16 protein-coding genes are annotated in these 25110 nt (G+C 35.3%); 3 read left to right on the top strand and 13 right to left on the bottom strand.

Features of this window, described 5'->3' with window-relative positions:
* Window positions 1-131: 131 nt before the first annotated feature.
* From BCR24_RS15725 to BCR24_RS15690, 8 genes are all read right to left on the bottom strand, one after another.
* Window positions 132-1400, bottom strand: coding sequence for a class II D-tagatose-bisphosphate aldolase non-catalytic subunit (locus BCR24_RS15725; protein ID WP_069641450.1), 1269 nt, complete (start codon window positions 1398-1400; stop codon window positions 132-134).
* 38 nt (window positions 1401-1438) lie between these two features.
* On the bottom strand, window positions 1439-2503 hold the full coding sequence (locus BCR24_RS15720; protein ID WP_069641449.1) for a PTS fructose transporter subunit IIC: 1065 nt from the start codon (window positions 2501-2503) through the stop codon (window positions 1439-1441).
* A gap of 26 nt (window positions 2504-2529) precedes the next feature.
* On the bottom strand, window positions 2530-2859 hold the full coding sequence (locus tag BCR24_RS15715; protein ID WP_069641448.1) for a PTS fructose transporter subunit IIB: 330 nt from the start codon (window positions 2857-2859) through the stop codon (window positions 2530-2532).
* Window positions 2860-2880: 21 nt separating this feature from the next.
* A complete protein-coding gene (locus BCR24_RS15710; RefSeq protein ID WP_338064540.1) occupies window positions 2881-3360 on the bottom strand; it encodes a PTS sugar transporter subunit IIA in 480 nt (159 codons plus the stop codon).
* Window positions 3344-5284: a BglG family transcription antiterminator gene (locus BCR24_RS15705; RefSeq protein WP_069641447.1), complete on the bottom strand. Its 1941-nt coding sequence runs from the start codon at window positions 5282-5284 to the stop codon at window positions 3344-3346. Before BCR24_RS15705 ends, BCR24_RS15710 begins: the two co-directional genes overlap by 17 nt.
* A gap of 514 nt (window positions 5285-5798) precedes the next feature.
* Window positions 5799-6671, bottom strand: coding sequence for an ROK family protein (locus BCR24_RS15700; protein WP_069641446.1), 873 nt, complete (start codon window positions 6669-6671; stop codon window positions 5799-5801).
* A 21-nt stretch (window positions 6672-6692) separates the two neighbouring features.
* Window positions 6693-7676: a LacI family DNA-binding transcriptional regulator gene (locus tag BCR24_RS15695; protein WP_069641445.1), complete on the bottom strand. Its 984-nt coding sequence runs from the start codon at window positions 7674-7676 to the stop codon at window positions 6693-6695.
* Window positions 7677-7689: 13 nt separating this feature from the next.
* Window positions 7690-9171, bottom strand: coding sequence for a sucrose-6-phosphate hydrolase (locus tag BCR24_RS15690; RefSeq protein WP_069641444.1), 1482 nt, complete (start codon window positions 9169-9171; stop codon window positions 7690-7692).
* 252 nt (window positions 9172-9423) lie between these two features.
* Between BCR24_RS15690 and BCR24_RS15685 the strand changes: the two genes are divergently transcribed.
* The gene (locus tag BCR24_RS15685; protein WP_069641443.1) at window positions 9424-11385 is read left to right on the top strand and encodes a sucrose-specific PTS transporter subunit IIBC; all 1962 of its coding nucleotides are present in this window, start codon (window positions 9424-9426) and stop codon (window positions 11383-11385) included.
* Window positions 11375-12988 carry a glycoside hydrolase family 13 protein gene (locus tag BCR24_RS15680; protein WP_069641442.1) on the top strand — a complete coding sequence of 538 codons (1614 nt, stop codon included), beginning with the start codon at window positions 11375-11377 and terminating at the stop codon, window positions 12986-12988. The genes BCR24_RS15685 and BCR24_RS15680 overlap by 11 nt, the downstream gene beginning before the upstream one ends.
* Before the next feature lie 52 nt (window positions 12989-13040).
* Here BCR24_RS15680 and BCR24_RS15675 read toward each other — a convergent pair whose 3' ends face one another.
* Window positions 13041-15215, bottom strand: coding sequence for an alpha-galactosidase (locus tag BCR24_RS15675; protein WP_069641441.1), 2175 nt, complete (start codon window positions 15213-15215; stop codon window positions 13041-13043).
* 88 nt (window positions 15216-15303) lie between these two features.
* On the opposite strand from BCR24_RS15675, the gene BCR24_RS15670 reads away from it, so the two are divergent.
* On the top strand, window positions 15304-16095 hold the full coding sequence (locus BCR24_RS15670) for a helix-turn-helix domain-containing protein (RefSeq protein WP_069641440.1): 792 nt from the start codon (window positions 15304-15306) through the stop codon (window positions 16093-16095).
* 521 nt (window positions 16096-16616) lie between these two features.
* On the opposite strand, the gene BCR24_RS15665 is transcribed toward BCR24_RS15670, so the two are convergent.
* From BCR24_RS15665 to BCR24_RS15650, 4 genes are all read right to left on the bottom strand, one after another.
* Window positions 16617-17507, bottom strand: coding sequence for a helix-turn-helix domain-containing protein (locus tag BCR24_RS15665; RefSeq protein WP_069641439.1), 891 nt, complete (start codon window positions 17505-17507; stop codon window positions 16617-16619).
* A 512-nt stretch (window positions 17508-18019) separates the two neighbouring features.
* On the bottom strand, window positions 18020-20431 hold the full coding sequence (locus BCR24_RS15660) for a hypothetical protein (protein ID WP_069641438.1): 2412 nt from the start codon (window positions 20429-20431) through the stop codon (window positions 18020-18022).
* A 596-nt stretch (window positions 20432-21027) separates the two neighbouring features.
* Window positions 21028-21639, bottom strand: a complete 612-nt coding sequence (locus tag BCR24_RS15655; protein ID WP_069641437.1) for a hypothetical protein — start codon at window positions 21637-21639, stop codon at window positions 21028-21030.
* Between the two features lie 242 nt (window positions 21640-21881).
* Complete coding sequence (locus BCR24_RS15650; RefSeq protein WP_069641436.1) at window positions 21882-24569, bottom strand: N-6 DNA methylase; 2688 nt, start codon at window positions 24567-24569, stop codon at window positions 21882-21884.
* Window positions 24570-25110: the final 541 nt, after the last annotated feature.

Genomic DNA, 25110 nt, shown 5'->3' with positions numbered 1-25110 from the left:
TTTGTTTATCTATAGTATACAACGAACTTTCAGCATTAGGTAGACTATGAGAAGATCTCTAAAATTGCGAAAGAGAGGGGAAAGTAAAACAAGAACCGTTTTACTTTCCCCTCTCTTTACTGATTGTTTTTTTACCCTAATTGCTTGATCCGACTTGTTACACCTTTTAGATTGTAGCATTCTGCATAGTCTCTGATTGGGCGCTTAATATGGTCGATAACATACCGTTGTCCATGAATATTATGTTTTTCAAGATTTGCGTAAAGTGTCGCTATTTCATTTTTTACTTCCTCATCATTGAAGGTATAATGTCCAGCGATATCAAGAATTTCCTCCGATAATGCCGCATCTTGAATGATTTCATCGACTGTCAATTCTTTTTGTGCACCAACCATCCATTTTCTCCAGCGTTCACTTTTAATGGCATGTACAAGTAAAACCTCTCTTGTTTTCGACGGTTTTGTTATAAGACCATTCTCTACTAATTTCGCTTCTACTGCAGCAAGATTCAAATAAGCACGGGTTTCTTCTGTTCCATATTGTGGTGCAACATTCGTTGCTGTAATTTCTGAAGGAATATGCTCTAGCAAGGTTACATCATCTAAATAGTCCCCATTGTGCTCCTTCAAACCAACGCCATACCCTTTTGCCATTTGTGCTAAATCATAAGCATTTTTGAAATTGAATGTACCAACCTGCTCTGTTTTACGTGTTAGTGTTCCAGTTTGTCCAACTATAAAGGTTGGCATTGGTAATCCACGTTTTTCTAGTTCTTCTTTTAATTGTAGAATGAAGGTTTCGTATGTTTCTGTAGAGGTTAACCCTCCATTGGTCTCCTCTGTTCCAACTTCATAACCAATTGCTGGTAAGTTTCGTGCTTTTCGTTCATTTTCACAAAATTCAATTAATTCAACCGTTCGATTTAAGACGGTTTCTAAAGGAATCACTTTGCCAACTTCAAAAGGGTCTTTGGTAGGATCAATCATCAATAGATCAAATCCTGCTTCAATATCAGCAACATAAGATTTTCTTCCTAGCTCCATCGCCTTTTCTGTAGGTAAATGGTCATTTCTTTCCTGATCACGCTGCCAAGGACCACCATGATCTCGGCACATATAATATAAGTTGTCATAATCAATTTCTTCTGCTACTTCTTTCACTGCTTTTGCAAAGGTAAACTGATTCCAGCCATTTACATAGCCCCCGCCAAGTTCATCTGCATCTACTTGATTTCGACTCGCGATAAACATCACTGGATAGTCATCTTCTTTGGATAGTTCTAGCGTTGCCTGAACACAATTTTTTGACATCGGTCCAATTCCTAACAGCGTTGCACTTTCACCTGTTTTTTGTAACTCTAGTAAACCTTCTACTACTTTTTTGATTGGTAATTTTTCCATTATGCTCACTATCTCCTATTCGTTTTTTCTAGTTCGAACTATTTTTCTGTTTTTATCTTGTCTTCTTCATCCAAATTCGGTTTTGTAAAATGTAGAATTGCCACAGATATCAAGGTACCGATCAGCATTGATAAAACGTACCAAAGTTTTCCGTTAACAACTGGTAAAATAATCAATCCGCCATGAGGCACCAGCGCCTCGACACCATTTGCCATACCCAATGCACCACCAACGGCGCTACCAATAATAATCGCTGGTAATACTCGTTTTATATCCTTTACGGCAAAAGGAATCGCCCCTTCTGTAATCCCAATCAGTCCCATAAAAAACGCAGAAATCCCAAGGTCTTTATCTTCTGCAGTATATTTTTTACGGTCAATAAAGGTAGAAATCGCCATTGCTAGCGGAGGAATCGCTACCGCAATTCTATGTGCGCCATTTGGTCCATAAATCCCTTCTGACATTAAGGCTAAAGTAAAAGCTGTCGCTGTTTTGTTGATTGGGCCGCCCATATCTATTGCTGTCATGGCACCGATGATCAACCCTAGAACAATGGCACTGCCCCCTTGCATTTCTCCTAAGACTTTGACTAACCAATCCATTCCTGCACCAATTGGTACTGCAATGATGTAGATATAAATCATTCCTAAGACAAATGTCGTTAAAACTGGCACAATTAAAATCGGCATAATTGTTCGAATTGTTGTCGGAACTTTCCATGTTTTACACCAGCGGACAAAATAACCAACTGCTACCCCCATGATCATAGCACCCAAGAAACCGGTCTTTACTTGACCTTCTCCGATAGGATTATTAGCAACAAATCCTAAAATCATTGCAGGTGCTAAGGCTGGTTTGCCAGCCAGCGAATTGGCAATATAGCCCGAAAGTAGTGGAATCATCATAGCGAAACCCGCAGCACCCAAATCATTTAGATTTTGCATGAAGGGATTAGTGATCTCCATTCCTGAGTCTGTCGCTTTTCCTGTAGCCAAAGCGACTGCTAAGAAAATCCCTCCAACGACAACTGCAGGCAACATAAACGATACTCCCGTATTAAAGGCTTTTTGCAAATCTTTAAAAAACTTGTTCTCCTTTTTCATTTTGAGTCCTCTCCTCTATTTTTGATTTATTCAGTTGTTTCAACTATTTTTTCAGCGTTGTCTAACACCTCAACAGGATGCTTGATTGCATCTGACGGATCGATTTGCAGTACCTTTCCTTCATCTGTTTTTTCATCGAAGCGTTCTTCGCCCTCAATTCCTATTGCAACTGCTAAAATCACAACATCTGCCTTGTCTACTGTTTCTTGTTCTAATTCATTTTCAATCCCCATACTACCTTGTGTCTCCACTTGTACATCGTATCCTCTTTTTTTACACTCTTTTTCAATTGCTTCTTGGGCCATATATGTGTGGGCTACTCCTGTTGGACATGCCGTTACTGCTACGATTTTCATTTTGCTTCCTCCTATTCATTTTCAGCTTACTACATTGATCGAACGTAGTAGCTTAAAGACCTTCTCTTGATTTTTTTCTTCGATTAATTGATTTCTGAACTCTTCATCTAATAGCTTTTTACTAAGTTGTGAGATAAATTTCAAATGAATATTATTCTCATTTTCAGCTGGTATACCGATTAAAAAGACAAGTTTTACCTGCTCCTCATGCCCTTTTGTCCAAATAAATTCCTCTTCTGTTTGTAAGAAACCAATAAAAGGTGTTTTCACTACCTCACTTTTCCCATGAGGAATAGCAATTTGATACCCAATTGCAGTAGGTACTTCTGCCTCACGATTCAATACTGCATTCAGAAAAAGAGTTTCATCTGAAATCAATCCCGCTTCACCAGCTTTTTGAACTAATGCGTGTAATACTTCATCCTTCATTTGAAACTTTGTCTGTAATAAAATCATGTCTTTCTTAATTACATCACTTGCACGATTATTCAAGAGTCTCACATCCTATCTTTCGTCTTAACGCTTCTTTTGTTGGGGATTCTGTAAACTGATTCAGTCTTTCTTTACTTTCTACTATTTGGTAGATATCAGATAATATTCCTTTAATTTTTTGGGTGTCCTTTTCAGCAATACACACAATCATCACGGTTTTTACAGAAGATTCATTCCATTTGATGTACTTGTTATTTTTTACAATAGCAACAACCGTTCTCTTAACATATTTGGGATTTCCATGAGGAATAGCTGCTCCAGTCACTAGGTCTGTTCCCCCCAGTCGTTCCCGGCTCATCATACTCTCAATGAATTTGTCTGTTACGACCTTGGCTTTTTGAAGTCGGTTCCCAATCTCATTGAGTAATTCACTTTTTGACTTGAAATTCTCATTCCAAAAGATAAATTCTTCTGATACATACGGACTAAGATTACTTAATTTATTCTGTGTCTCGTCAGCAAATTCCTTTGAGAACATAAATTGTTCATTATAAGCGGCAGAAATATTTTTTATATCTTGATCACTTAACAGCGGTGAAACAACAATTACCTTTTTATTCACTAGATTTAGCTGGACTGTAGAGATGACGAAATCGATTTGCTCTAAATCGATTGCAGCAACCTCTTTAATTGACGCTACTTCTAACATATCAAAAGACGGCAGAACATTTTTGATTCGATTCAAGAGTAGCTCTGAGGTTGCAATACCAGTTGGGCAGACGATTAAAATTTTTTTACTTAATTTCGCCCGCTCCATTGCTGATTGAAAATAAATCGTTAAAAATCCTATTTCATCTTCATTAAAAATCACTTCAAGCGCCTCTTCATATTCACTTAAAATAACCCAGATTAAGTTAAATACGATAGTAAACTCATTCTTTATTTGATCAATAAAAGGATTAGTGGTTTGAACCCCTTCTCGTAATCGATAAATCATCGGCGGGATGTGTAGCATTAATTGGTCCTTTAATTTTTGATCTTCTGTGAAATCCATTTTGAGCGAATTGCTCACTTTTTCAATAATATTGGAAACAACCTTATGATATTTTTTTTTCGTCGGCAAAGGTTCAAAACGATTTGAAATTAGATACGTTGATAAGTATTCAATATCATTGCGAGTAAATTGAAGGTTTAAGCGCAAGGATATTGTATTCAGCATCTCTTGCGCACTTTTTTCAAAAAAGACACGCTCCTTTTTATTCTCTACCTCACCCAGTCCTTCAACATGATGGTTATTCCTGACCCGGTAGACCAAAATAATCATCATATTCAATACGTTTGATACATAATGTTCTGCTATTACGGTTACATCTTTTTTGATATATCCGTAAAGAACTCTTGTACACACCCGAACAATATCTTCCCCGTAATACTGACTAAGCAATGCTTCTTTTTTTTCGTCATCTGGTTCAAATATGTTGTTTTTTTCCTCAGTTAGGTACTGATTAAACGCTAGATATGCCTTTTGTAACTCCTTTTCTTGCCCTGATATCCTAGTTCCTTGAGAATCGCTAATAATTTTTACTGTGTTTCCTAACGTTAATATTTTTTTTATAAACTTAAGGTCATTATTGATAGATGTCCTGCTGATCAAAAACATCTCCGATAATAATTCAAAGGTCACTGTTCGATTTTCAAATAAAAGTAATTGAATAATTTTTTCCCGTCTACCATTCGTAGAGTATATATTTTGTTCTGGTAGTTCATTCGTTTTCGGTGGACTTCCAATGCTTCTTTTTACCCGAATCCCTATACCAGGTTTTCTCTCCACCTGATAACCTTCTTGTAAAAGGTATTTCTCTACACTCTTTAAATCAGAATGAACTGTTCTTTCAGAAATGTTTAACTTTTTTGCATAGTGCTTAACTGTTTGAAAGCCATTCTGTTTTATAAGTATTGAGGCTAAAAGTGACTGTCTTTGCGTCAATTTCATATTCCCCCTCCATTCTTGTGCTATGTCATTTCTGAAACTCAAATGCAAGCGCTATCATTCTTTACACTTTCGATTATATCGGTACCGCTTCCTTTTTTACATCACAAATCCTTTCAAGAACTTGTTGCAATTTCTTGTACTGTTTCGTTCTAAACGCTGCTGTTCTATAGAAAATATAAGCGATCGATTCGTTGGTATGATTATGTTGCCTGCCTAATTTGTATTTATTTTTCCCATATGTGCAATCACCTCCGACTATCCGTAATCACATCATAAATTAGATTTAGAAAAAGTACATGTTTCAATTATGTTCAGCACTAAATAGTAAATAAAAAAAAGCAAAATGCCTTGTATAAGTAGCTCGCTTTAAATAAGCTTCCTTTACAGTTCATCTTGCACTCTCCAATCAATCTTACGTAAAAAAGACCAGTCACCGATTAGAATGTCTGGTCTTTGAAAGAGAATTTATAGTGGTTTCTTTTTTACAACATCGGTTATTATTCACTATCCTTAGCTACGCTTGCAAATACAAATCCTTCGCTAAAGCGAGACACCCGATTACACCTGCGTTGTCCTCTAATTGAGGAGTAACAATATAGGTCGACAAATCAGGGTATTTCACATAATCATTGATCAACTTGGCGAATTGTTCTTGGACTTTTTTTCTTAATTGTTCTTGCTTCATCACACCGCCACCAAAGATAATGACCTGAGGCGAAAAGAGCAAAGTGGTATTGTAAGCGCATTGCGCAATATAGTATGCCTCAATATCCCATGATGGGTCTTCTGGCGGTAGATCTTGTCCTTTGGTTCCAGTTCGTTTTTCGATAGCGGGACCTGCAGCTAATCCTTCCAAGCAGTCTGTATGATACGGACAATTACCGATAAATGTATCATCAGGATGACGTCGAACCATGGCGTGTCCCATTTCCGGATGACTAAATCCTTCAACAAATTGACCGTCTACTAAAGCACCGCCACCAACGCCAGTTCCGATAGTATAATAGACTACACTTGATAATCCTTTACCGCATCCCGCAATATATTCGCCATAGCAAGCAGCATTTACATCCGTTGTCCAAGCAACAGAAATATTATTCAACTGTTCTTTTAAATGTCCAACAAAATCAAAATTTTCCCAGGCAAGTTTAGGTGTAGAGGTGATATAGCCATAGGTTTCGGACTCCCGTTTAACATCGATTGGGCCAAATGATCCGACTCCAATAGTTGAAAGTGTTTCAAATTTTTTGAAAAAATCAATCACAGAGCGCATGGTTTTTTCAGGTGTTTCTGTAGGAAACGATACACGCTCAATTATTTCTAAGTTTTCATTTCCTACTGCACAAACAAATTTCGTGCCTCCAGCTTCGATCGCACCGTATAACATATTGTTCACTCCTTTTAAAGATTATGTTGTTTGACCTTGAATTAGTTTTACCGGTAATAGGTAATTTTTTTCAAGTTTTTTTTCTGGATTTTGGATTCTTTGTAGCAATAAGTCCACTAAAATTTCTGCATAGTCAGCCATTGGTTGAGCAATCGTCGAAAGTTGTGGAAAATAATTTTGAACGAATTTTGTTCCATCATACCCAATGATCTTGATTTGTTCAGGAACTTTTATCTTCAATTGCTGGCATTGATTATAGACAAGGATAGCCGTTAAATCATCCGTACAAAACAAGCTGTCAATTTCTTCTGTTTCTAAAATATGTTTGATCTCTAAATTTTTCAAGGTTGTTGATCTAGCCGTTGTTTGAATCTGAAACATTTTTGGTGTTAATTCGTGCTTCTCTAGAAAACTTAAATACCCGTTTAAACGAAAATTTGTAGGCGAGTTTGATTCTTGTGATCCTGTGAGAATCGCAATTTTTCGTGCACCTTTGACAAATAATGTTTCAGTAGCTAAATAGCCCCCTTGAAAATTATCACTGCCAATAATTGGAATATTGTCAGCTAAATAACGGTCAAAAGAAACAATCGGCAGCTCGATATCTTCATATTCTGTGATTCCTAGGTTATGAGCACCGGCTATGATTCCATCTACTTTATTGGCCGCAAGCATATTAATATAATGACGCTCTTTTTCTTTATTATTGGCACTATCACACAAAATAACACGGTAGCCTAAATCAAATAGTTTCCCTTCGATCCTTTCAACAAGCTCCCCAAAAAAAGGATTGGCAACGGTTGGAAAAATCAGTCCGATCAATTGTGTATTTTTTCCTTGTAAGGAACGAGCTAAAGAATTCGGTTGATAATTCAGCTCTTTCATCGCCAAATTTACTTTATCAATGGTTTTTTGACTTAAGGAGCCGTAATTATTAATCACACGAGAAACAGTAGTGGGCGAGACGCCAGCCTTTTTGGCTACATCCGTTAGTTTGATGACCATGTCCGTTCATCCTTTATTGGTTAGTTTTCCGCAGTTGCCATAATTTCCCTTGATAGCCCCCATCACACTCTAGATGGACTCCTGTCTGATGTGTTTCTGGAAATACTCGCATGGTTGCCACTTTTTCACCTTCGTTGATGAAGACTTCAACAATCGATGAATCTACAAAAATTTGTAGGTCTAATGGTTTTTGTTCAACCGAAAACGATCGAACAAATCCATATTCTTTTCCAAAAACAGTACCAGCTTGACTACGGTCTATCATTATTTTACCATGTTGCGAATCAAAATTAATCGTTAATCCCTCATTTTGTTCTTTATTCGTAAATAAAGTAAGCGTTCCACTGGAAAGTGGGTCAAATGACAGCCTGATCTCATACTGATTTGTCTCTGTTTCAAAAAAAGAATCGGAATCTTTGTTCAACTCAATCGCTTCACCTATGCGTAATTGCTTCATTTCTGCGACAGGGCGTTGATACAATTTTTTGTCTTTTATAAACAGCTCTTTTACACTACTTAGACAATGGGCCCATTCTTCTTGATCGGTTGGATAATCAATTTCTGGTAATCCCACCCAACTAATAGATAATAAACGGTTATCTGGTGCTTGAAAGGCTTGAGTAGCGTATACATCAAACCCTTCATCCAGATTTTTTAATACAGTAGGCTGAATCAAACAATTCGCTTCACTGTCGTAAGAATCCCCGATGACATACGTATTAGGATAAATATTTCCATAAGAACAGATATCTGGTTCTAACCCTTGAGGACAAAAGATAAGTAAAGCCGCGTCTTCTGTTACTAGTAAATTAGGGCATTCAATCATAAAGCCCATTTCTTTATCGGTAAACTCCAATTCACCCTTGCACTGCCATGTAAGCAAATCAGAACTTTGATAAGTAAGAATCTTTCCTTTTTCTGTCTCATCTTGAGCACCTATGACCATCAAGTAACGATCATTATAGCGAAAGACTTGGGGATCTCTAAATTCTGATGTATATCCTTTCGGCGGTGCAGCGATCAATGGCGTCTCGATTTTTTGAACCGTTCCAGATTCATCCATCCAGGCACCTAACTGGTAGGAATGACGAACCCAATTATCATCACGAACATTTCCTGTATAAGCAAGAAACAATTGATCCGAAACAGGCAAAGCGGTTCCTGAATAGACGCCATGACTATCGTACAAACTATCTGGAAATACTTTTGTTCCTTCTTCTTTCCAGTCCACTAAATTATCAGATGTCAGATGATACCAAGATTTTAATCCATGAACAGCTCCCATTGGATAGGATTGATAAAAAACATGCCATTGATCATTAAAAAATGAAAAACCATTTGGATCATTTAGTAAGCCAGTATTTGGTTGAATATGGTACCCTAAACGCCATTTAGAATTGGCGATTTTCTCTTTTAATAAAGCAAGATGCGTTTTATCCCATTCTTGATATGGACGATAACGTTCTTCTTTCGTCCAAACTTTTTTTACAGACATATATACTCTCCTCGTAAGCGTATTCTTGCATATAGTTTAACTTTAAAGGCAATTATTGTCAAACGTTAATCAATTTCAATCCCTAATTATATAAACACCTTTTAAAATCTATTTTATTAATTGTCATACGTTTGACATTTTTATGAAAAATGGTATACTTTGGATGTGAAAAAGCGATTTCATTTCTAGTTTTCATATACAAGATAACAACTTCTATTGAGATCGTTTAAATGACATTTAGGAGGAACGAGAATGGATTACAAAAAAGTGGCAGAGGAAATCAATCAAGCACTCGGCGAAGATAATATTCAAGCAGCAGCGCATTGTGCGACACGACTAAGGTTAGTTCTAAAAGATTCAAGCAAGGTGGATCAGAAAGCTTTAGACAACAATGATGCTGTTAAAGGAACCTTTGAAGCCAATGACCAGTTTCAAATCATTATTGGAGCTGGTGATGTCAACAATGTCTATGATGAACTGATAAAAATAACCAATGTCAAAGAAGCATCCACCGCTGATTTGAAAGCAGTCGCGGCAAACGGTAAGAAGAACAATCCAATTATGGCCTTTATTAAAGTATTATCTGATATTTTTGTTCCGATTGTTCCTGCTTTAGTTGCGGGTGGTTTATTGATGGCCTTGAATAATGTGTTAACTGCACAACATTTATTTGGTCCTCAATCCGTTGTAGAAATGTTTCCAGCTGTAACGGATGTTGCTAGCATCATTAATTTGTTGGCCTCTGCTCCTTTTGCCTTTTTACCTATCTTAGTTGGATTTTCTGCAACCAAACGCTTTGGTGGTAATCCTTATCTAGGTGCTGCCATTGGAATGGCGATGGTTATGCCCGATTTGGTCAATGGATATGGCGTGGCTAATGCGATTGCAGAAGGAAGTATGAATTATTGGCATGTCTTTGGGATGAATGTTGCCCAAGCCGGTTATCAAGGTTCTGTATTGCCAGTATTAGTGGTTGCTTGGATTTTGGCAACTTTAGAAAAATTCTTCCACAAGCGCATTCCAAATGCATTTGATTTTACTTTCACCCCAATGTTAGCCATCATTATTACTGGATTTTTGACATTTATCGTTGTAGGACCTGTTATGAGAATCGTTTCAGATGGTTTAACTGATGGACTTGTTTGGTTGTATAATACAACAGGCGCAATTGGTTTAGGTGTATTCGGACTATTTTATTCCCCTATTGTTATCACAGGTCTACATCAAAGTTTTCCAGCAATCGAGACCACCTTGTTAGCAGATGTAGCACGTACTGGCGGTTCCTTCATTTTCCCAGTCGCTTCTATGGCAAACGTTGGTCAAGGTGCAGCAACACTTGCTATTATGTTACTAACTAAAAATAAAAAACAAAAAAGCTTAGCGACCTCAGCAAGTATTTCAGCGATGCTAGGAATTACGGAACCAGCAATTTTCGGGGTCAATTTAAAACTTAAATTTCCATTTATCTGTGGAATGATCGCTTCAGCAGTTGCTTGTGTATTTATCGGTGCATTTCATGTTTTATCCGTTGCAATGGGCCCTGCAAGTGTGATCGGATTCATTTCAATCGCACCAAAATCAATTCCTTATTTCATGATTGGGATCGTCATCAGCATTTTAGTTGGTTTCGTTACGACATATGCTTATGGTAAACGTCATATGGCTGTATTTGCAGATGATGACACTAGTGCAGGTGAAGTTGCGGTTGCAATCAATGAAGATCCTGAAGCGGAAGTGATCGCGGTTCAAGATGAAATCTTAGCTGCACCAGTCAAAGGCACACCTATTGCTTTAAAAGAAGTCAACGATCCTGTCTTTGCACAAGAAATGATGGGGAAAGGCATTGCGGTAATTCCAGAAAAAGGGATTATTTACGCCCCAGCCGATGGGGAATTAACGGTCGTATACGATTCAAAACATGCGTATGGATTAAAAACAACCCATGGTGCAGAAGTCCTGATCCATATTGGGATCGATACGGTAAAATTAAATGGAGAATTCTTTGAAACGACTAAAAAATACGGAGACTTAGTGAAAAAAGGCGATCTCTTAGGCACAGTTGATTTAGACGCTGTCAAACAAGCTGGCTTTGATCCAACGGTGATGATGATCGTTACGAATACGAACGACTATGAAGCCGTTGAAGTAATTGACACATTAAGTGTAGATGAAAACCAAGATCTACTAGCTTTGAGTGTGCGCTATGAAAACTAATTGGTGGAAAAAGGCAACAATCTATCAAGTCTATCCACGTAGCTTTCAAGATACGAATGCAGATGGTATCGGGGATCTTCCTGGAATTATTCAACGTCTAGATTATCTTGCTTTTCTAGGGATAGAAGCAATTTGGTTAAGTCCTGTGTATCAATCCCCTAATGAAGATAATGGCTATGATATCAGTGATTATCAAGCGATCGATCCAGAATATGGAACAATGAAGGATATGGACACACTAATTGAAGAAGCGAAAAAGAGGAATATCAAGATCATCATGGACTTAGTCGTCAATCATACGTCCTCTGAACATCCATGGTTTCAATCTGCGCTTCATGATTCAAAGAGTGAGTTTCATGATTTTTACGTTTGGAGAAAGGACGTTGACGGACGACCGCCGAACACCCTGCAGTCAAATTTTGGCGGTTCTGCCTGGACATTAGTTCCAGAACTTGGAGAGTATTATCTTCACTTACACGCCAAAGAGCAGCCTGACTTAAATTGGGAAAATAAAACGATGCGCTACGAAATTTATCGTATGATGAATTACTGGATCGAAAAAGGAGTAGGCGGATTCCGTCTAGATGTTATTGATTTAATCGGAAAAGAACCCGACCAATTAATTACTAAAAATGGGCCAAAACTCCATGAGCTATTACAGGAAATGAATCAAAATACCTTTGGTGAATATGATTTGGTCACGGTTGGCGAAACTTGGGGCGCAACACCCGAAATTGCTCAACTTTATTCAGATGAGAGTAGAGATGAATTGTCGATGGTTTTCCAATTTGAGCATATCAATTTGGATAAACAACCAGGCAAACGAAAGTGGGATCTAAAAAAACTTGATCCAAAAGAACTACATCACGTTTTTTCTAAATGGCAAACTGAATTAACTGGAAAAGGCTGGAACTCCCTGTTTTGGAATAATCACGATTTACCACGAATCATTTCTCGTTGGGGCGATGATCAAGAGTTTAGGGTACTTAGTGGGAAAATGTTGGCAATCTATCTTTATTTTCTTCAAGGAACACCTTATATTTACCAAGGTGAAGAAATTGGGATGATCAATTATCCAATTAAATCTATTGATGAGGTCGATGATATTGAAAGTCGTAGAATGTATGATGAACGCATCTCTTTGGGCTATACAGAAGAAGAAATCATTGCCTCTATCAATGCCAAAGGACGGGATAATGCACGCCATCCAATGCAGTGGGATGATTCTAAACAAGCGGGCTTTACAACTGGGATTCCTTGGCTACCTGCAGGAGATTCAAGTGAGATCAATGTAGCCGCTGCTTTAAACGACCCAGACTCCTTATTTTATACGTACAAAAAATTGATTCAGTTCCGAAAACAATTACCCGTGATTACAGAAGGAACATTTGAGCATATTCAAACAGAAGATGCAGCAGTTTTGGCCTATATCCGTAAGCACGAAGGCGAGCAATTATTAGTTGTTGTCAATTTTTCCAATAAGCCAGCTCAATTCTTATTGGAGGCAACACACCAAATCAAAGAAATCTTGATTCATACTTATGAAAAAGAGATCAGTCAAACGCTTCTTCCTTTCGAAGCCTATGCTGTTTTATTAAATTAACAAAAAGCCTCCCTACGGCGAATCGCCGTAGGGAGGCTTTTTAATGTATCGTTTACCCAATGACCGTCCAATGAATATAAAAACAATTGAAATCCCCTTTGATCCTTGGAACAAGAATACCGGCATGATTTAATTCACTACCGCTGTATATTTCCCCTGTACGCATATCCTTATAAAGAGCCGATTCCTCAAGATATTTTGTTTTTAAATACTGAATCGTTTGTGCTGCTTGAGCGAGTCCATTGGAATAGACAAGTAGCGCTTCTGTTTCGTTTTTGAATAGCCAAGCAGTGGAGCACGCCGCATCAAGTTCTTTTAAACGATAAAATTGCCCAAACTGTAATAGCCTACGATGCTTTTTATAAAATACAATTTGCTCTTTTATCATTTCTAGGTCTTGTGGCGATTGTTTTTCTATCGCTAATTCATAGCCAAAGTTTCCACTCATTGCAATTAAAAAGCGACTTTCCAAGGGGGTGTTTCGACCTACCTGATGATTAGGACTATCTGAAACATGAGCCCCCATCATAATTGGCGGATACAGATAGCTATAGCCGTATTGAATTTTCGAGCGACATAATGCGTCTGTGTTATCGCTTGCCCAAGTTTGTGGCATATAGGCAACCATGCCTGGGTCAAATCGACCGCCACCACTAGAGCAATTTTCAAAAAGGACTTGGGGAAATTGTTCTGTCACTTCAGATAAAATCCGATAAAGCCCTAGAACATAACGATGGCTCACTTCCTTTTGTTGGTCATTTGGTAAAAGAAAACTGCTCACTTCCGTTAAATGTCGATTCATGTCCCATTTTATATAATCAATTTTATTTGAAGAAAGATAGGCTGTCAGCATGTTAATAAGGTGATCTTGAACTTCTGGCAAACTTAAGTTTAAGACTAGCTGTTGTCGCCCTTGTGTTTGAGGATAATTTGGAACCTGTAAACTCCATTCTGGATGTTTCTCAAACAAGCGACTTTTTACAGAAATCATTTCTGGCTCAAACCATAAACCAAATTTCATCTTTTGTTGGTGAATAACATCTGCAAGATGCTCGATCCCATTTGGCAGTTTTACTTCGTTCACATGCCAATCACCTAAAGAAGTTGTATCATCTACACGTTGACCAAACCACCCGTCATCTAAAACAAATAATTCAATCCCTAAAGTACTCGCTAATTGAGCTTGGCGGATCAAATCCTCTTCAGTAAAATCAAAATAATTCCCTTCCCAAGAATTAAGTAAAATGGGACGTTCCATCTGCTTCCACTGCTTAGGAATCAAATAGGTTTGGTATAATTTATGAAATGTCTGGGAAAGTTGATTAAATCCTTGCCCACTAAAATTCAATACAACTTCTGGTGTTTGAAATGTTGCTCCTGGTGACAATTTCCATTCAAAGTTCTCTGGATTAATTCCGATTTGAATCCGTGTACTACCATATTGCTCTACTTCTGCTTGAGCAACAAAATTTCCACTGTAAATAAAATGAAAGCCATAAACGTCCCCTTGATCTTCATTCGTATACCGATCAGCAAGCCCCAAGAACGGATGATGTTGCGGACTACTTGTTCCTCTAGTTGATGCGATTTTTTGTATACCAGGATGGAGGGCTTGGCGATGGATTGTTGCTTCATTTGTATGCGCTCCATTAAGTGTTAGCAAGTCGAAGTCACAACGAGGAAAATCTAACAGCATCGAACCAGCATTTTCTATATAGACTGCTTGTGTTCCATTATTTTTATACCCCACACTCCGTGTAATGACAGGAAGATCTTCATATATCGTATAATACAACACCATTTCAAGTAACTGAATATGGTCTACAAGATAAATCGCTAAGGTTTGTGCTTGTTCTCCCCTTAGTGAAGGCAGACCCTCTAAAGATCGTTTGCCTTCTATAATTTCAAAGTGATCATAGACAAGATTGGTAATACAATATCCGTCTAGATTCCGAAACTGATAGTTACTCACCCGATAATCTAAGCTACCTTGTGTACTCGTTTCAAGTGGCAGCGTATTTAACGAAAAAGTCCGTTCTTCACTGATTGGATTCGTGGCAAAGCCGCGATCGATCATTTGCAGCTGATTGACTTGATGATACTCTGCTAAACGAGGACCAAAATACCTATGGGTAAGATATTTTTCTTTTTCGATACCAATGATATAACTAATTTCATTATTGCTCAGGTGAAAAACATTTTGTGATGCATCAAAATAAATTGGCATATTTACCATTCCTCTTCTTTTATTCTCTCCATGATATCGAGTATAATCAGAAGTAACAAGAAGAAATTATTTTAAGGAGGGTAATAAATTGCAGAATTTTGTGCGTCAATTCCATTATATCGATGACCGACATTTACCACTCATCCGAGGCATTGGTGTCGGACAAGGAAGTATTCATTATGACTGGGATGCACGTCTTCGAAAAGAACAACTAATTGTTTTGCAAGTAACATTAAGTGGGCAAGGATTTATACAAATAGGAGACAAAACTGTTAGCTTAACAAAAAATAGAGCTTTCTTTGCTAAAATCCCTGGAAATTTTCGCTACTTCGGTGAGGATTGGCAGTTTCTATTTGTAGAGTTTTCAGGAAATATGATCCAATGGTTGGATAGATCACTTGCGATCGTTGAACTCTCTGATTCATTTATTGAAATGTTACGAAGCGTTATTCTTGATCTAAAAATACGAGAATTAACCGTTACACAAAATGCCAAAATAGCATTTGCCCTTTTTTTAGATAGTAAAGAAGAGATCCAAAAAGAAATCCAACAAAAAACAGATACCATCATAGCTGTAAAAAAATATATTGATGAACACTATTTTGAAGATATTAGCTTGGATTTTTTATCTGAAAAATATGAGCTATCAAAATACAAGCTAATTCGACAATTCGAAGGCGCTTATAGCTCCCCACCAATCCACTATTTAAAAAAAGTCCGCATCCTTCATTCATTATCGCTATTATGGGCGGATGAAGCGGTGGAAATAGTCGCAAAAAAAGTTGGTTTTTCAACAGGAAACTATTTTAGTAAAGTATTTAAAAAAGAAATGGGAATCTCTCCTAGTGAGTATAAAAATAAAAGAACACAGTATTATTAAGGATTCGTTCCTTTTTAAGAGCTATGTTGATTGAGAAATTAGATAGATGGACATTCTATTTTTAATAGCATAAACAATAGTTTAATGAATTTATACAGATAATTATTGAATAGACTAGTACGTTACTTGATAATCTCTCTCGATCAATTAAATTACCCATTCATTGTTGAGGTATTTGTTTGAAACTGATAGAATGCCTTTTTATTATTTCTTAATAAAGATAGTTATTAGAGATAACGTTTAAAATGCATGCTATTATGTGAAAAATAATAACTATCATAGAAAAATTTTTCATTACCATAACAAAAAAAGCACCTAGACAAGTGCCTTTCTAAATACCTTATCGACATAATCACAAAAAATAAGGCAGATTGCGAATACAAATGCACATTATTTACAATTTGAGTAAAAAAAATACAAATAATATGGTATGCTAATCATGTAATGAAAATTACAAAAAGCAACTATGTTAGTGGAGCGTATACTTGTCAATTTATTTTCAAGTATAACTGATGCTCAAACTACAAGTCAGCTTGAATAAATATTGGAATATCTTTGCTTTCTGAAATGATAGAGTAAACTTCTCGCTCAATGCTTTTTGCGAAATGCTGCTCTCCAAGTTTAGTTAATAAATGAATATAGTCAACTATATTTTCTTTATAACGGTCATCGCCAGTAATTAAATAGCTCGTTAAGTTATCTAAATACTGAATGACTAATTTATAATCAAATGTAAGACTGCCTTCTTTTGTAATGGCTAATTTTAAGTAATAACGGCTTTCTTCATATTCTTTTTTACGTAGCAGCGTCGTGATTAAATTATTGATCATGTTCTTAATGAATTCTGTTGTTTCAACATTTCTAATTTCGATATCTTTAACAGGCAAGACTTTTTTGGCTAGGCTCTTGATTTGTTTATCATTAAATAGAAAAATTGTATTGGATAACACCGCATAGTCATACTGAAAAAAATACTCTTTTTTGATTAGAAGATCATAGATTTGGTTTAATTCCTCTTGGCTCACAGGAGAAATTTCTTTCCAATAATTGGAGAATAACGTTTTTATGCCGATAAAATTTGCCATTTCTCTAAGATGCATCTCTTTAGAAAAGCTTAATTGGTTATAGTAGCTGAGTAGCTCATATTTACTTGATTCATCAGTTGGGTTATTACCACACTGTTTAAATAGTTTACGAAACTTTTTTTGTTCTATACTGTCTTCTAAATATTCTGAAAATTCTTCTAGTGGGATAGAGAAACGTTCTAGAATATCTGTTAACTCAGAAAATCTTAAAATCTTTTTGCCGGTCTCAATTTTGGAATAGACGGAGGTATCAGTATAGGTAAGAACATCTTTTTGCTTTAAATTTTTATTTTTTCTAAAAAAATAAAGTGCTTCTTCTACGTTCATTCTAGTTCCACTCCCTTTTGTACAAGTATAGCACATTATTACATATAAATTGTTTGAAATATTCTATTTTTGAAAGGGGGGATTGTTGTGATTACAGTTGCTAGTGCATTTGCTATTTCAGTTTTTATTTGGGTTAATGTTTAATTTTATTAGACAGCTATTATCTGAGATAACTGGATAATTATGTTGCAAATAGCCCATTGTATCTTTTTCGATACAATGGGCTATTTAGCAATCTAATTTTTTTTATTGGTCCAACCATTCTACTATCCTATTACATCTATATCGTGTGAGGCATCATTATAAACATTAGTTCCTATTTTAAGTTTAGAATACTGATAAAGCCTAAAATAAAAAGGATAATTATGTTTTCACCAAACGTTATACTCGTAAATTAATAGGTAGACATAAAATCAAAACAGCATGAATTGTTTTTGTACCGCCGCCAATTTTTATGATAAAAAAGAGCTGAGCATTTTATCTACTGGTAAAATATGTCTCAAAAAATTGTTCTACTGCTCTAATATAAATCGCGTACTTTTAATATATTTCGTATACGTCCCTTCTATCTCTAATTTATTCCCCTCTTCCCAGCCATCACCATACACATGGTCTAACCGTCCTAGATCGTCAAAGGTAAAAACCAGACTTACTTCATAGCCGTTCCTCAAAAATAACGTTGGCTCATCAGCTTTCAAGTCACTACTCTTTTCCATATCCATATAGAGATCTGTGTTGATTAAGTCTTTGGACATATCCAGTGATAAGCGATCATTTACTAATGAGCGGATATTATCGCTAAAATACTCATCATATTTTGCTAGATTTTCTTGTTTTTCACTTGAAAATAATATATATCGAATAAAAATTTTTACCGCCTCTTCGTAATCAACCACTTTAAGAGGCGTATAAGAATTTTCACCTTGGAAATTCCAACTATCACCAACTAATCCATTGATTTTTGGTTCATTATCTCCAGGATAAAATCTAAGGGTACAAAAAGGAGTATCTTTATAACGAATATAGACTATTTCTGAGATATCATTATCCGTTTTTTCCTTCGTTATAAAAGAGAAATCTGACATAGAACTATTCACATAAGGTTTAGCAGGAACAAAATCAGTCATCTGTTCTCGTAATAAATTATCATAAGTGAAACTAATTTTAAAAATGTCTTTTAATAACTGATTGTCTGTACTATAAAAAATGTAAATAAATCTTTCAGCTAATGAACTAAACGGTATATCTAAATCGTCAAAATTTACCGGAGTAAACTGCTCTATTCGTTCCCAGCCTTCCCCATAAATTTTGTCTATCTTCTGATTGTAATCATTTATCCCAAGTAGATTGATAGGTTCGTCACGATAATAGATGATGGTGTATTCTGTCAATTTATTTTTTTTGATTGTAAAATCACTTAATACAGCCTGTTCAAATTTTGGTTGAGCATTTAGCTGTGCTGCTGCTTCAATTGATACATTTTCCTCCATATAGTCAATCTGAAACTGTTTTTGCTGCTCTAATTGATTCGATAGGTAAAAAGCCTCAATAAATGTTCGCTCAATTAATTCTTCGTTTAAATCTTTTTCTACATAACTATCTTCTTCGTCTTCCAGCGAACTGGATAGCTGTTCAAGAAGTTTCGTTTTTGAAATTCTATGTACGGTATTCGGACCAGTATTATTAAATACAGCAAATATGAAAAACATAACGATCAGAACAAGTGAACAGAAGAACATTATTTTAGAAGATTCACTGCTTTTCCCTTCCTTTTGTTTCCTCTTTTTCATTTCATTTTGCAGGTACAAATAGTCTTGTTTATGCGTACGCCATAACTGTTTCTTCATTTCCTTTAAAGAATCTTCCAAATAAACTATTTCTTGTAATGGAAGCTTTTTCCACATCTCAAAAGCTATTACGTATTTATGTTGGAAAAAAAAGACATACCCTTCCAACAAGTAATAGAGTTGTTGAGGAATAATCAATTGCGCCTTCTTCCAGGTAATCGTTTCTTGAACTACTTGACGAGCTTGACTTTTCTTTAGTGCTTGGATATACGTTCTTAAAAATTCTGTTGTCTCATTTTTTTGACCCTCTTCAGTGGATAGCAGGGCGTTTTCAATTTTTGTTAAAATCACCTGATTTTTGATATTGCCGTGATCAATTTTTAAAGTAGTCAGAACATACAAATTTGACAGATCGCTGTCTTTAGAAAAAATGAGCTTCGCTCTGTCTATTTTTTTCTCGATTAAATGAACATCTGCATCACTTTCAAGCATACAATAAATAGAATAGCGTAAATTGAAATATTCTTCCCGACTGTTTCTATCAAGATCTTGCGCTATTGCAAATGAAAATGGCGGAACATGATATATTTTATATCTTAAGGCTGTAAAGTCTCCGTATACATAATTTTCTTGTCCAATTTCATCACGAAGCTCTAATAAGTCAAACGTATGAAATAAAAAATGAATAATTTCTTTTGCTATAATTGTAAAATGCTCAACTAGAAAGACTTGAATGCTATAAGAGTTTGCCATAAATTCATCAATAGACCATTCATTGATCGGTTCTACTAGCTTCTCCCAGTATGCTAACTTATAAAAATAATCTTTTTCCGCAACGATTCGTTGTAGCTGTGTTGAAAAAGGAATATCAAAAATACTACCATTCTCTTGATCATCTATTTGATCTTGTCGAGCTACCTCCGAATCTAAGATGTTTTCATCTTTTATAAGAATAGTAGCAGGCCCATCATCAGATGCTTTAGCTATAGCTAAGGCCGCATCAAAAGCTAGTTTTAATGCCTGAAATTCTTCTGGTTGTTCATCAGGAAAAATCAATTTCAACTTTTTAGCATACGCTCTCTTTATTTTTCTACTATCTGTTGTATAGTCAATCTCTAAAACTTCCCATGGATTCATATGCACTTATCACCTTCAAATTTAGGTTTCTACTCGATTACTTAGTTGAAAATCTGATTTTATTTTTCAAGGACTTCGTTACGCTCTAGTATCAGCTTTTGACTACGCTCTTTTTCCATTTTTACCAAAAAAAGTTCATCCAATTTCGCCAGTACTACTTAATTTCTAACTTTATCCTTATTCTATATTTTCAACTATCACTTGTTACGGAGCGGTCTCTAACACATTAATTACTTTAGCAATAATTTAGTAAGAACCAAATACTATGCTCTTTGTTATAAAATGAGTCAATAAAATTATAACATAGGAAATTTTTAGCTTTCGTCAAATTATTTTATTTTTTTTAAAATTATTGATAATAAATTAGTCGTAGAAATTCTTCTAGCATAAAAAAAGACACTCAAACAAGTGCCTTCAAAGATCCCTTATTGATCATCGCCAGTAATTAAACAGCATGTTACATTCTCCAAGTACTGAATACCCCATTTATAACTGAACGTAACATTACCGTTTTTGATAGAGGCTGGTTATAAATAATAACGGCTTTCTTTCTGTTCCTTTTTATGTAATAACGTTGTACTTTAAAATTCGCATGATTACCAATTATGCGAATAATAATTGAAAACAGGGTATCGCTTTATCAAATATTCACCTAACTGTCGCTCTAAATTATTGACAATTTTTGACTCATCAGAATTTACAGGAATTATTAAAGCATACGTAGTAAAGGAATTCATTTTAGCGTTTATTCGTTCCATTTCTTTTTTGGCCTCTTCAGAATCAATCAGAAATGTTACTATTAATTTTTGGGTTCCAGTACCAAAGATATCAAACGGATCAAACAAATCACCGTAACCAGATTTTTTAGAAAATGAAGTTCTTCCAATCGTCACGATCATTCCATTATCTCGAAATGAAACCCAGAGATAGTGATATTTCTCTTTCTCGCCGGACCTTTTCATGATCTCTTTTTTTACTTCCTCTTTGTTCATATCAGAAACGAGTATCGGAAGATTATCAGCAATCATCAGTTTGTTCGGTTTTTCTTTTATTATCCACTCTTGTATAGATCTTTTAACTTGTTGAACATGATTCTCTGCTGTAAGGTTCTCCTTATATTTTAAGACCTGAATTTTGGCTATTTCATCTCTTATACTCCAGTTTCTAGGTCGTGTAAACTCTTTTAAAATTTTTTCTCTATCATTCATCTATTAACTCCTACTCCAAAATTCTTAATACTAGCCCTATTTATGATACAGTTCCATGTATCGTTAGGGGATGATATTTAAGAAAAACTGCTGGCATTAATCCTAAAATAGGATTTACCAGCAGTCTAAGTTCACGTATTTCATACTCGCAATAGTAATACACTTAATCTAACACAATATTTTCAGAACATTGATCAATACTCGTAAAGTATTTTCGTTTGATTATAGACCTTCTCAAACTGTTAAATATTGTTCATTGATGAAAATTTCCCGAATTTGATCAAATGATTAAATTTATCATACAGCTCGTTCAAAGAGAGTAATATTGTTTCTCTTTCTCTCATATTATTAATGATTTGAGTTTGGTTTTCTTTAGAGTATTCACCAGCCTCGTTAATAGGTATCTGAATTTCAATATAAGATATCAGATTGTCTCTATTTGATTTGATAGTGTACCCAAATCCAAACCTTTTTTTTATATCTTTTATTGCATAATAAACATACTCTGTTTTTATATTTTTATTTAAAACTTTAAAAGCTAACCTACTTGTATTCAGATAAAATGGCGTTTTATGCAAAATAATATTGGTTCCTGCAGTACCATCTCCATCTGTCGCTACTGAAATAAACATCTCTTTTTCAGTAGCATCAAATAACGCTTTTGGAAATCTTTTTTTACTCTCTACAGCATCAAAGAAAGCTACCGGTTTAGCAGCCGCAGTATACACTGGAATTCCATTTTCTCTCCTCATAGGGATATATTCTTTCTGCTTTAATCCGAGATTCTTAGAAGAAAATTCAAAATCCTTCTCATTTAATGAAATATCAACAAAATTGTAATGCTCAAATAGTTCTGCTTTTTTATCCAACGCTTTCAAATCCTCAAGCATTTGGGTTATTGTACTTGAGATATCTTCTAATTCTGTTTCTAAATCCTCATAAGATGTGACAACATCTTCAACTTCCAAATTCAGCTCTTTTCTGATCTCTTTACTTATCAACATGTCCGACATCCACAGGTTGTTTTCTTTATAATAATTTATATCTTTCAAAAAAATTTGTGGCTTATCTGCTTTATAGTTGTCTTTGTCAAAATAAAACTTTTTATATTCTATTTCCAAAGTATTCAAATCATGCAAGCTAGTATTCACTCTATTTGCATCTAAGCTTTCGCCAACATCCGTAACAATGTAATTAAACACTTTGTTCGTTTGCTTGATCCTTTTCGCATTCTTTTTTGTTAAACATAAGATATAGGTCTTTTTTGGGGTAGTATAAAAAGTCCTAGACGGTAACGATATGATCCCGTCAATTATACATTCCTCTATAACGAAATTTCGCAAGTTTCTGTCACTTTTAGTATGGAAAAAACCATCCGGCAAAATCACAAATGCCTTTCCCCCATTTTTTAAGGATTTTACAATATTTACCAAAAATAATCCTTCTTTGCTGCTAGCTGACACATTATAATACTCGTTTAAAGAGGTATTAGAATGAATATAGCTATGATATACACTTAGACCTTTTCTAACATAAGGTGGATTTGATAGGATTAAATCATATTCTTTCTTAATATTACTTAACGAACCAATACTACTTGAATGAAAACTTTTGAATACTTCATTTAAGTATCTTGATATCTTTTTTAATGAATAATTTATTTCACTAGCTTCTGCTATATAGTTCGATAATAGAACAGTCAATGAAGCTTTTGCAAGAGTGATTGTTTCAGGATCAAGATCGTAGCCGCTGTATCTTAATAAAGAAGAAAAATTATCCTTCTCAAAATTGAACTCATTTTCAATTCCACGCTTTATCATTGTTTCTTGAATAAATCCACCAACACCACAGGCTGGATCACATACAGACTGATCTTGAGTCAGCTTGGTTACTTGTGCCATTTCAGTAATAGAACGCACAATATTTCTTGGTGTAAAAAATTGTGCCATTAGTTTTATCCCATTTGTGCCTTTTAAAAATTCTTCAAAGAGACTAGACTTAAATTCAATAGAAACGCCCTTCAAACTTCCAAATGCCCTGAACTGTGTTAATATATCAAAAAATAACTTGTCTTGATTATTATCAGCTTTTAAACTAAGCCCATTGATAATTGAAGTATGATCCTCTCCCGCTGGAAATAGTTCTTTTATTCTTGTTCTAACCGTATTTTGGTAAAATTTCAAACAATGTTTCTCACCTTTTTGGTATGTATCTTCAAAGGATATTTCAATCCCTTCATCGTTCTCTTTGATTACTTCCAAATCACTAAGATACTTGTACATGAATATTTCAGTAAAGGTCATTAAACATTTTTTAGGATCATCTCCAGTAGCTAGCCAAATAGATTGCCATACTTTTTTGGCTAATGCCGTTGGATCAGTCATGACTTTTTCAGAATCCAAGACAGACGAGGCAACTGTAATTGACTTAATTATCTCAATTACAGTTAATTGTGAAGCACGGTCACTTGTAAAATCGTCGGTAATGATAGCATCACCCTTCGCATCAATAATTCTGTTGACGTTTAGTTCCTCATAGACATCAGAGCTAAACGTTTCATCGTGAATTAAATCTTCTGAGGCGATATTAAACCAATAAAATGAGGAACCGTTTGTAATAGCGCCCAGATGTGTTTGAGTCGCCCAACAATACTCTGAAACTTGTCTAATCGCATCCGTTTTTTGTTTGTTTGTTTTTAGCTCTTTCGGATCTTTATATTCAATAATTGCTTTAATTTGATAGGGTTCTTTTATACCTGATAAAATGAGACCATCTGGTTTCTTTTTTAGAAATTCCTTTTTCACTTTATTCTTTATGATGTTTGATCGGCTTAGGTCCTGGAAAGTCGTGTTTCCTATATTTAAGTACTTATATTCTCCAATTGTAATCATATTTTCTAGAGATTTTTTTTGATATAACTCTTCGCTCAATTTAATCCCTCCAAAATTCACTTCATTGGAGTTATCATACCATAATCTGTCGTTTTTTTCTTTATCACCAATTATCTTCCTCTCTACTTCCGCCCTTTATTTATCCTTGTTTCAGAGTTCTATAACAAATAGCTAAGTATGAAACTTTTTGAATAGTAATCAAGTTACTTGCGATATACCCCATCTTTTATTCGCGAACAAGTCATCAACTTTTGGTTAATAAGTAAAAAATATCCGTAATTATGATACGGTTCTGCGTATCGGAAGGGGCTGATATTTTCTTAAATCTAAATTGATTTAAAATGTGATTGGGTCATAACTCTACGAGTTATGATGTGACCCCCAAAAGTTGTACGTGGAAAATACAATTTTTGGAGGTTATTTTTTATGAGTTATTATGAGGTAGAATTCAAATTAAAGCTAGTGAAAGAGTACCTAGAAGGCCCTCTGGGCGGACGAGCCTTGGCTAAAAAATACGGACTCCCATCAAATGCCTTAATTTACAATTGGAAACACTCCTATCAATTATTTGGGAAAGAAG

It is taken from the genome of Enterococcus ureilyticus (genome assembly GCF_001730315.1).
In the GTDB taxonomy this organism is placed as follows: domain Bacteria; phylum Bacillota; class Bacilli; order Lactobacillales; family Enterococcaceae; genus Enterococcus_L; species Enterococcus_L ureilyticus.
Note: the sequence above shows the minus strand (reverse complement) of the source record. Positions and strands in the feature narration are given on the sequence as shown.

Coding starts and splice junctions, on each gene's coding strand:
- BCR24_RS15725 (WP_069641450.1), bottom strand. CDS start 1,400: ATGGAAAAATTACCAATCAAAAAAGTAGTAGAAGGTTTACTAGAGTTA.
- BCR24_RS15720 (WP_069641449.1), bottom strand. CDS start 2,503: ATGAAAAAGGAGAACAAGTTTTTTAAAGATTTGCAAAAAGCCTTTAAT.
- BCR24_RS15715 (WP_069641448.1), bottom strand. CDS start 2,859: ATGAAAATCGTAGCAGTAACGGCATGTCCAACAGGAGTAGCCCACACA.
- BCR24_RS15705 (WP_069641447.1), bottom strand. CDS start 5,284: ATGAAATTGACGCAAAGACAGTCACTTTTAGCCTCAATACTTATAAAA.
- BCR24_RS15700 (WP_069641446.1), bottom strand. CDS start 6,671: ATGTTATACGGTGCGATCGAAGCTGGAGGCACGAAATTTGTTTGTGCA.
- BCR24_RS15695 (WP_069641445.1), bottom strand. CDS start 7,676: ATGGTCATCAAACTAACGGATGTAGCCAAAAAGGCTGGCGTCTCGCCC.
- BCR24_RS15690 (WP_069641444.1), bottom strand. CDS start 9,171: ATGTCTGTAAAAAAAGTTTGGACGAAAGAAGAACGTTATCGTCCATAT.
- BCR24_RS15685 (WP_069641443.1), top strand. CDS start 9,424: ATGGATTACAAAAAAGTGGCAGAGGAAATCAATCAAGCACTCGGCGAA.
- BCR24_RS15680 (WP_069641442.1), top strand. CDS start 11,375: ATGAAAACTAATTGGTGGAAAAAGGCAACAATCTATCAAGTCTATCCA.
- BCR24_RS15675 (WP_069641441.1), bottom strand. CDS start 15,215: ATGCCAATTTATTTTGATGCATCACAAAATGTTTTTCACCTGAGCAAT.
- BCR24_RS15665 (WP_069641439.1), bottom strand. CDS start 17,507: ATGAACGTAGAAGAAGCACTTTATTTTTTTAGAAAAAATAAAAATTTA.
- BCR24_RS15660 (WP_069641438.1), bottom strand. CDS start 20,431: ATGAATCCATGGGAAGTTTTAGAGATTGACTATACAACAGATAGTAGA.
- BCR24_RS15655 (WP_069641437.1), bottom strand. CDS start 21,639: ATGAATGATAGAGAAAAAATTTTAAAAGAGTTTACACGACCTAGAAAC.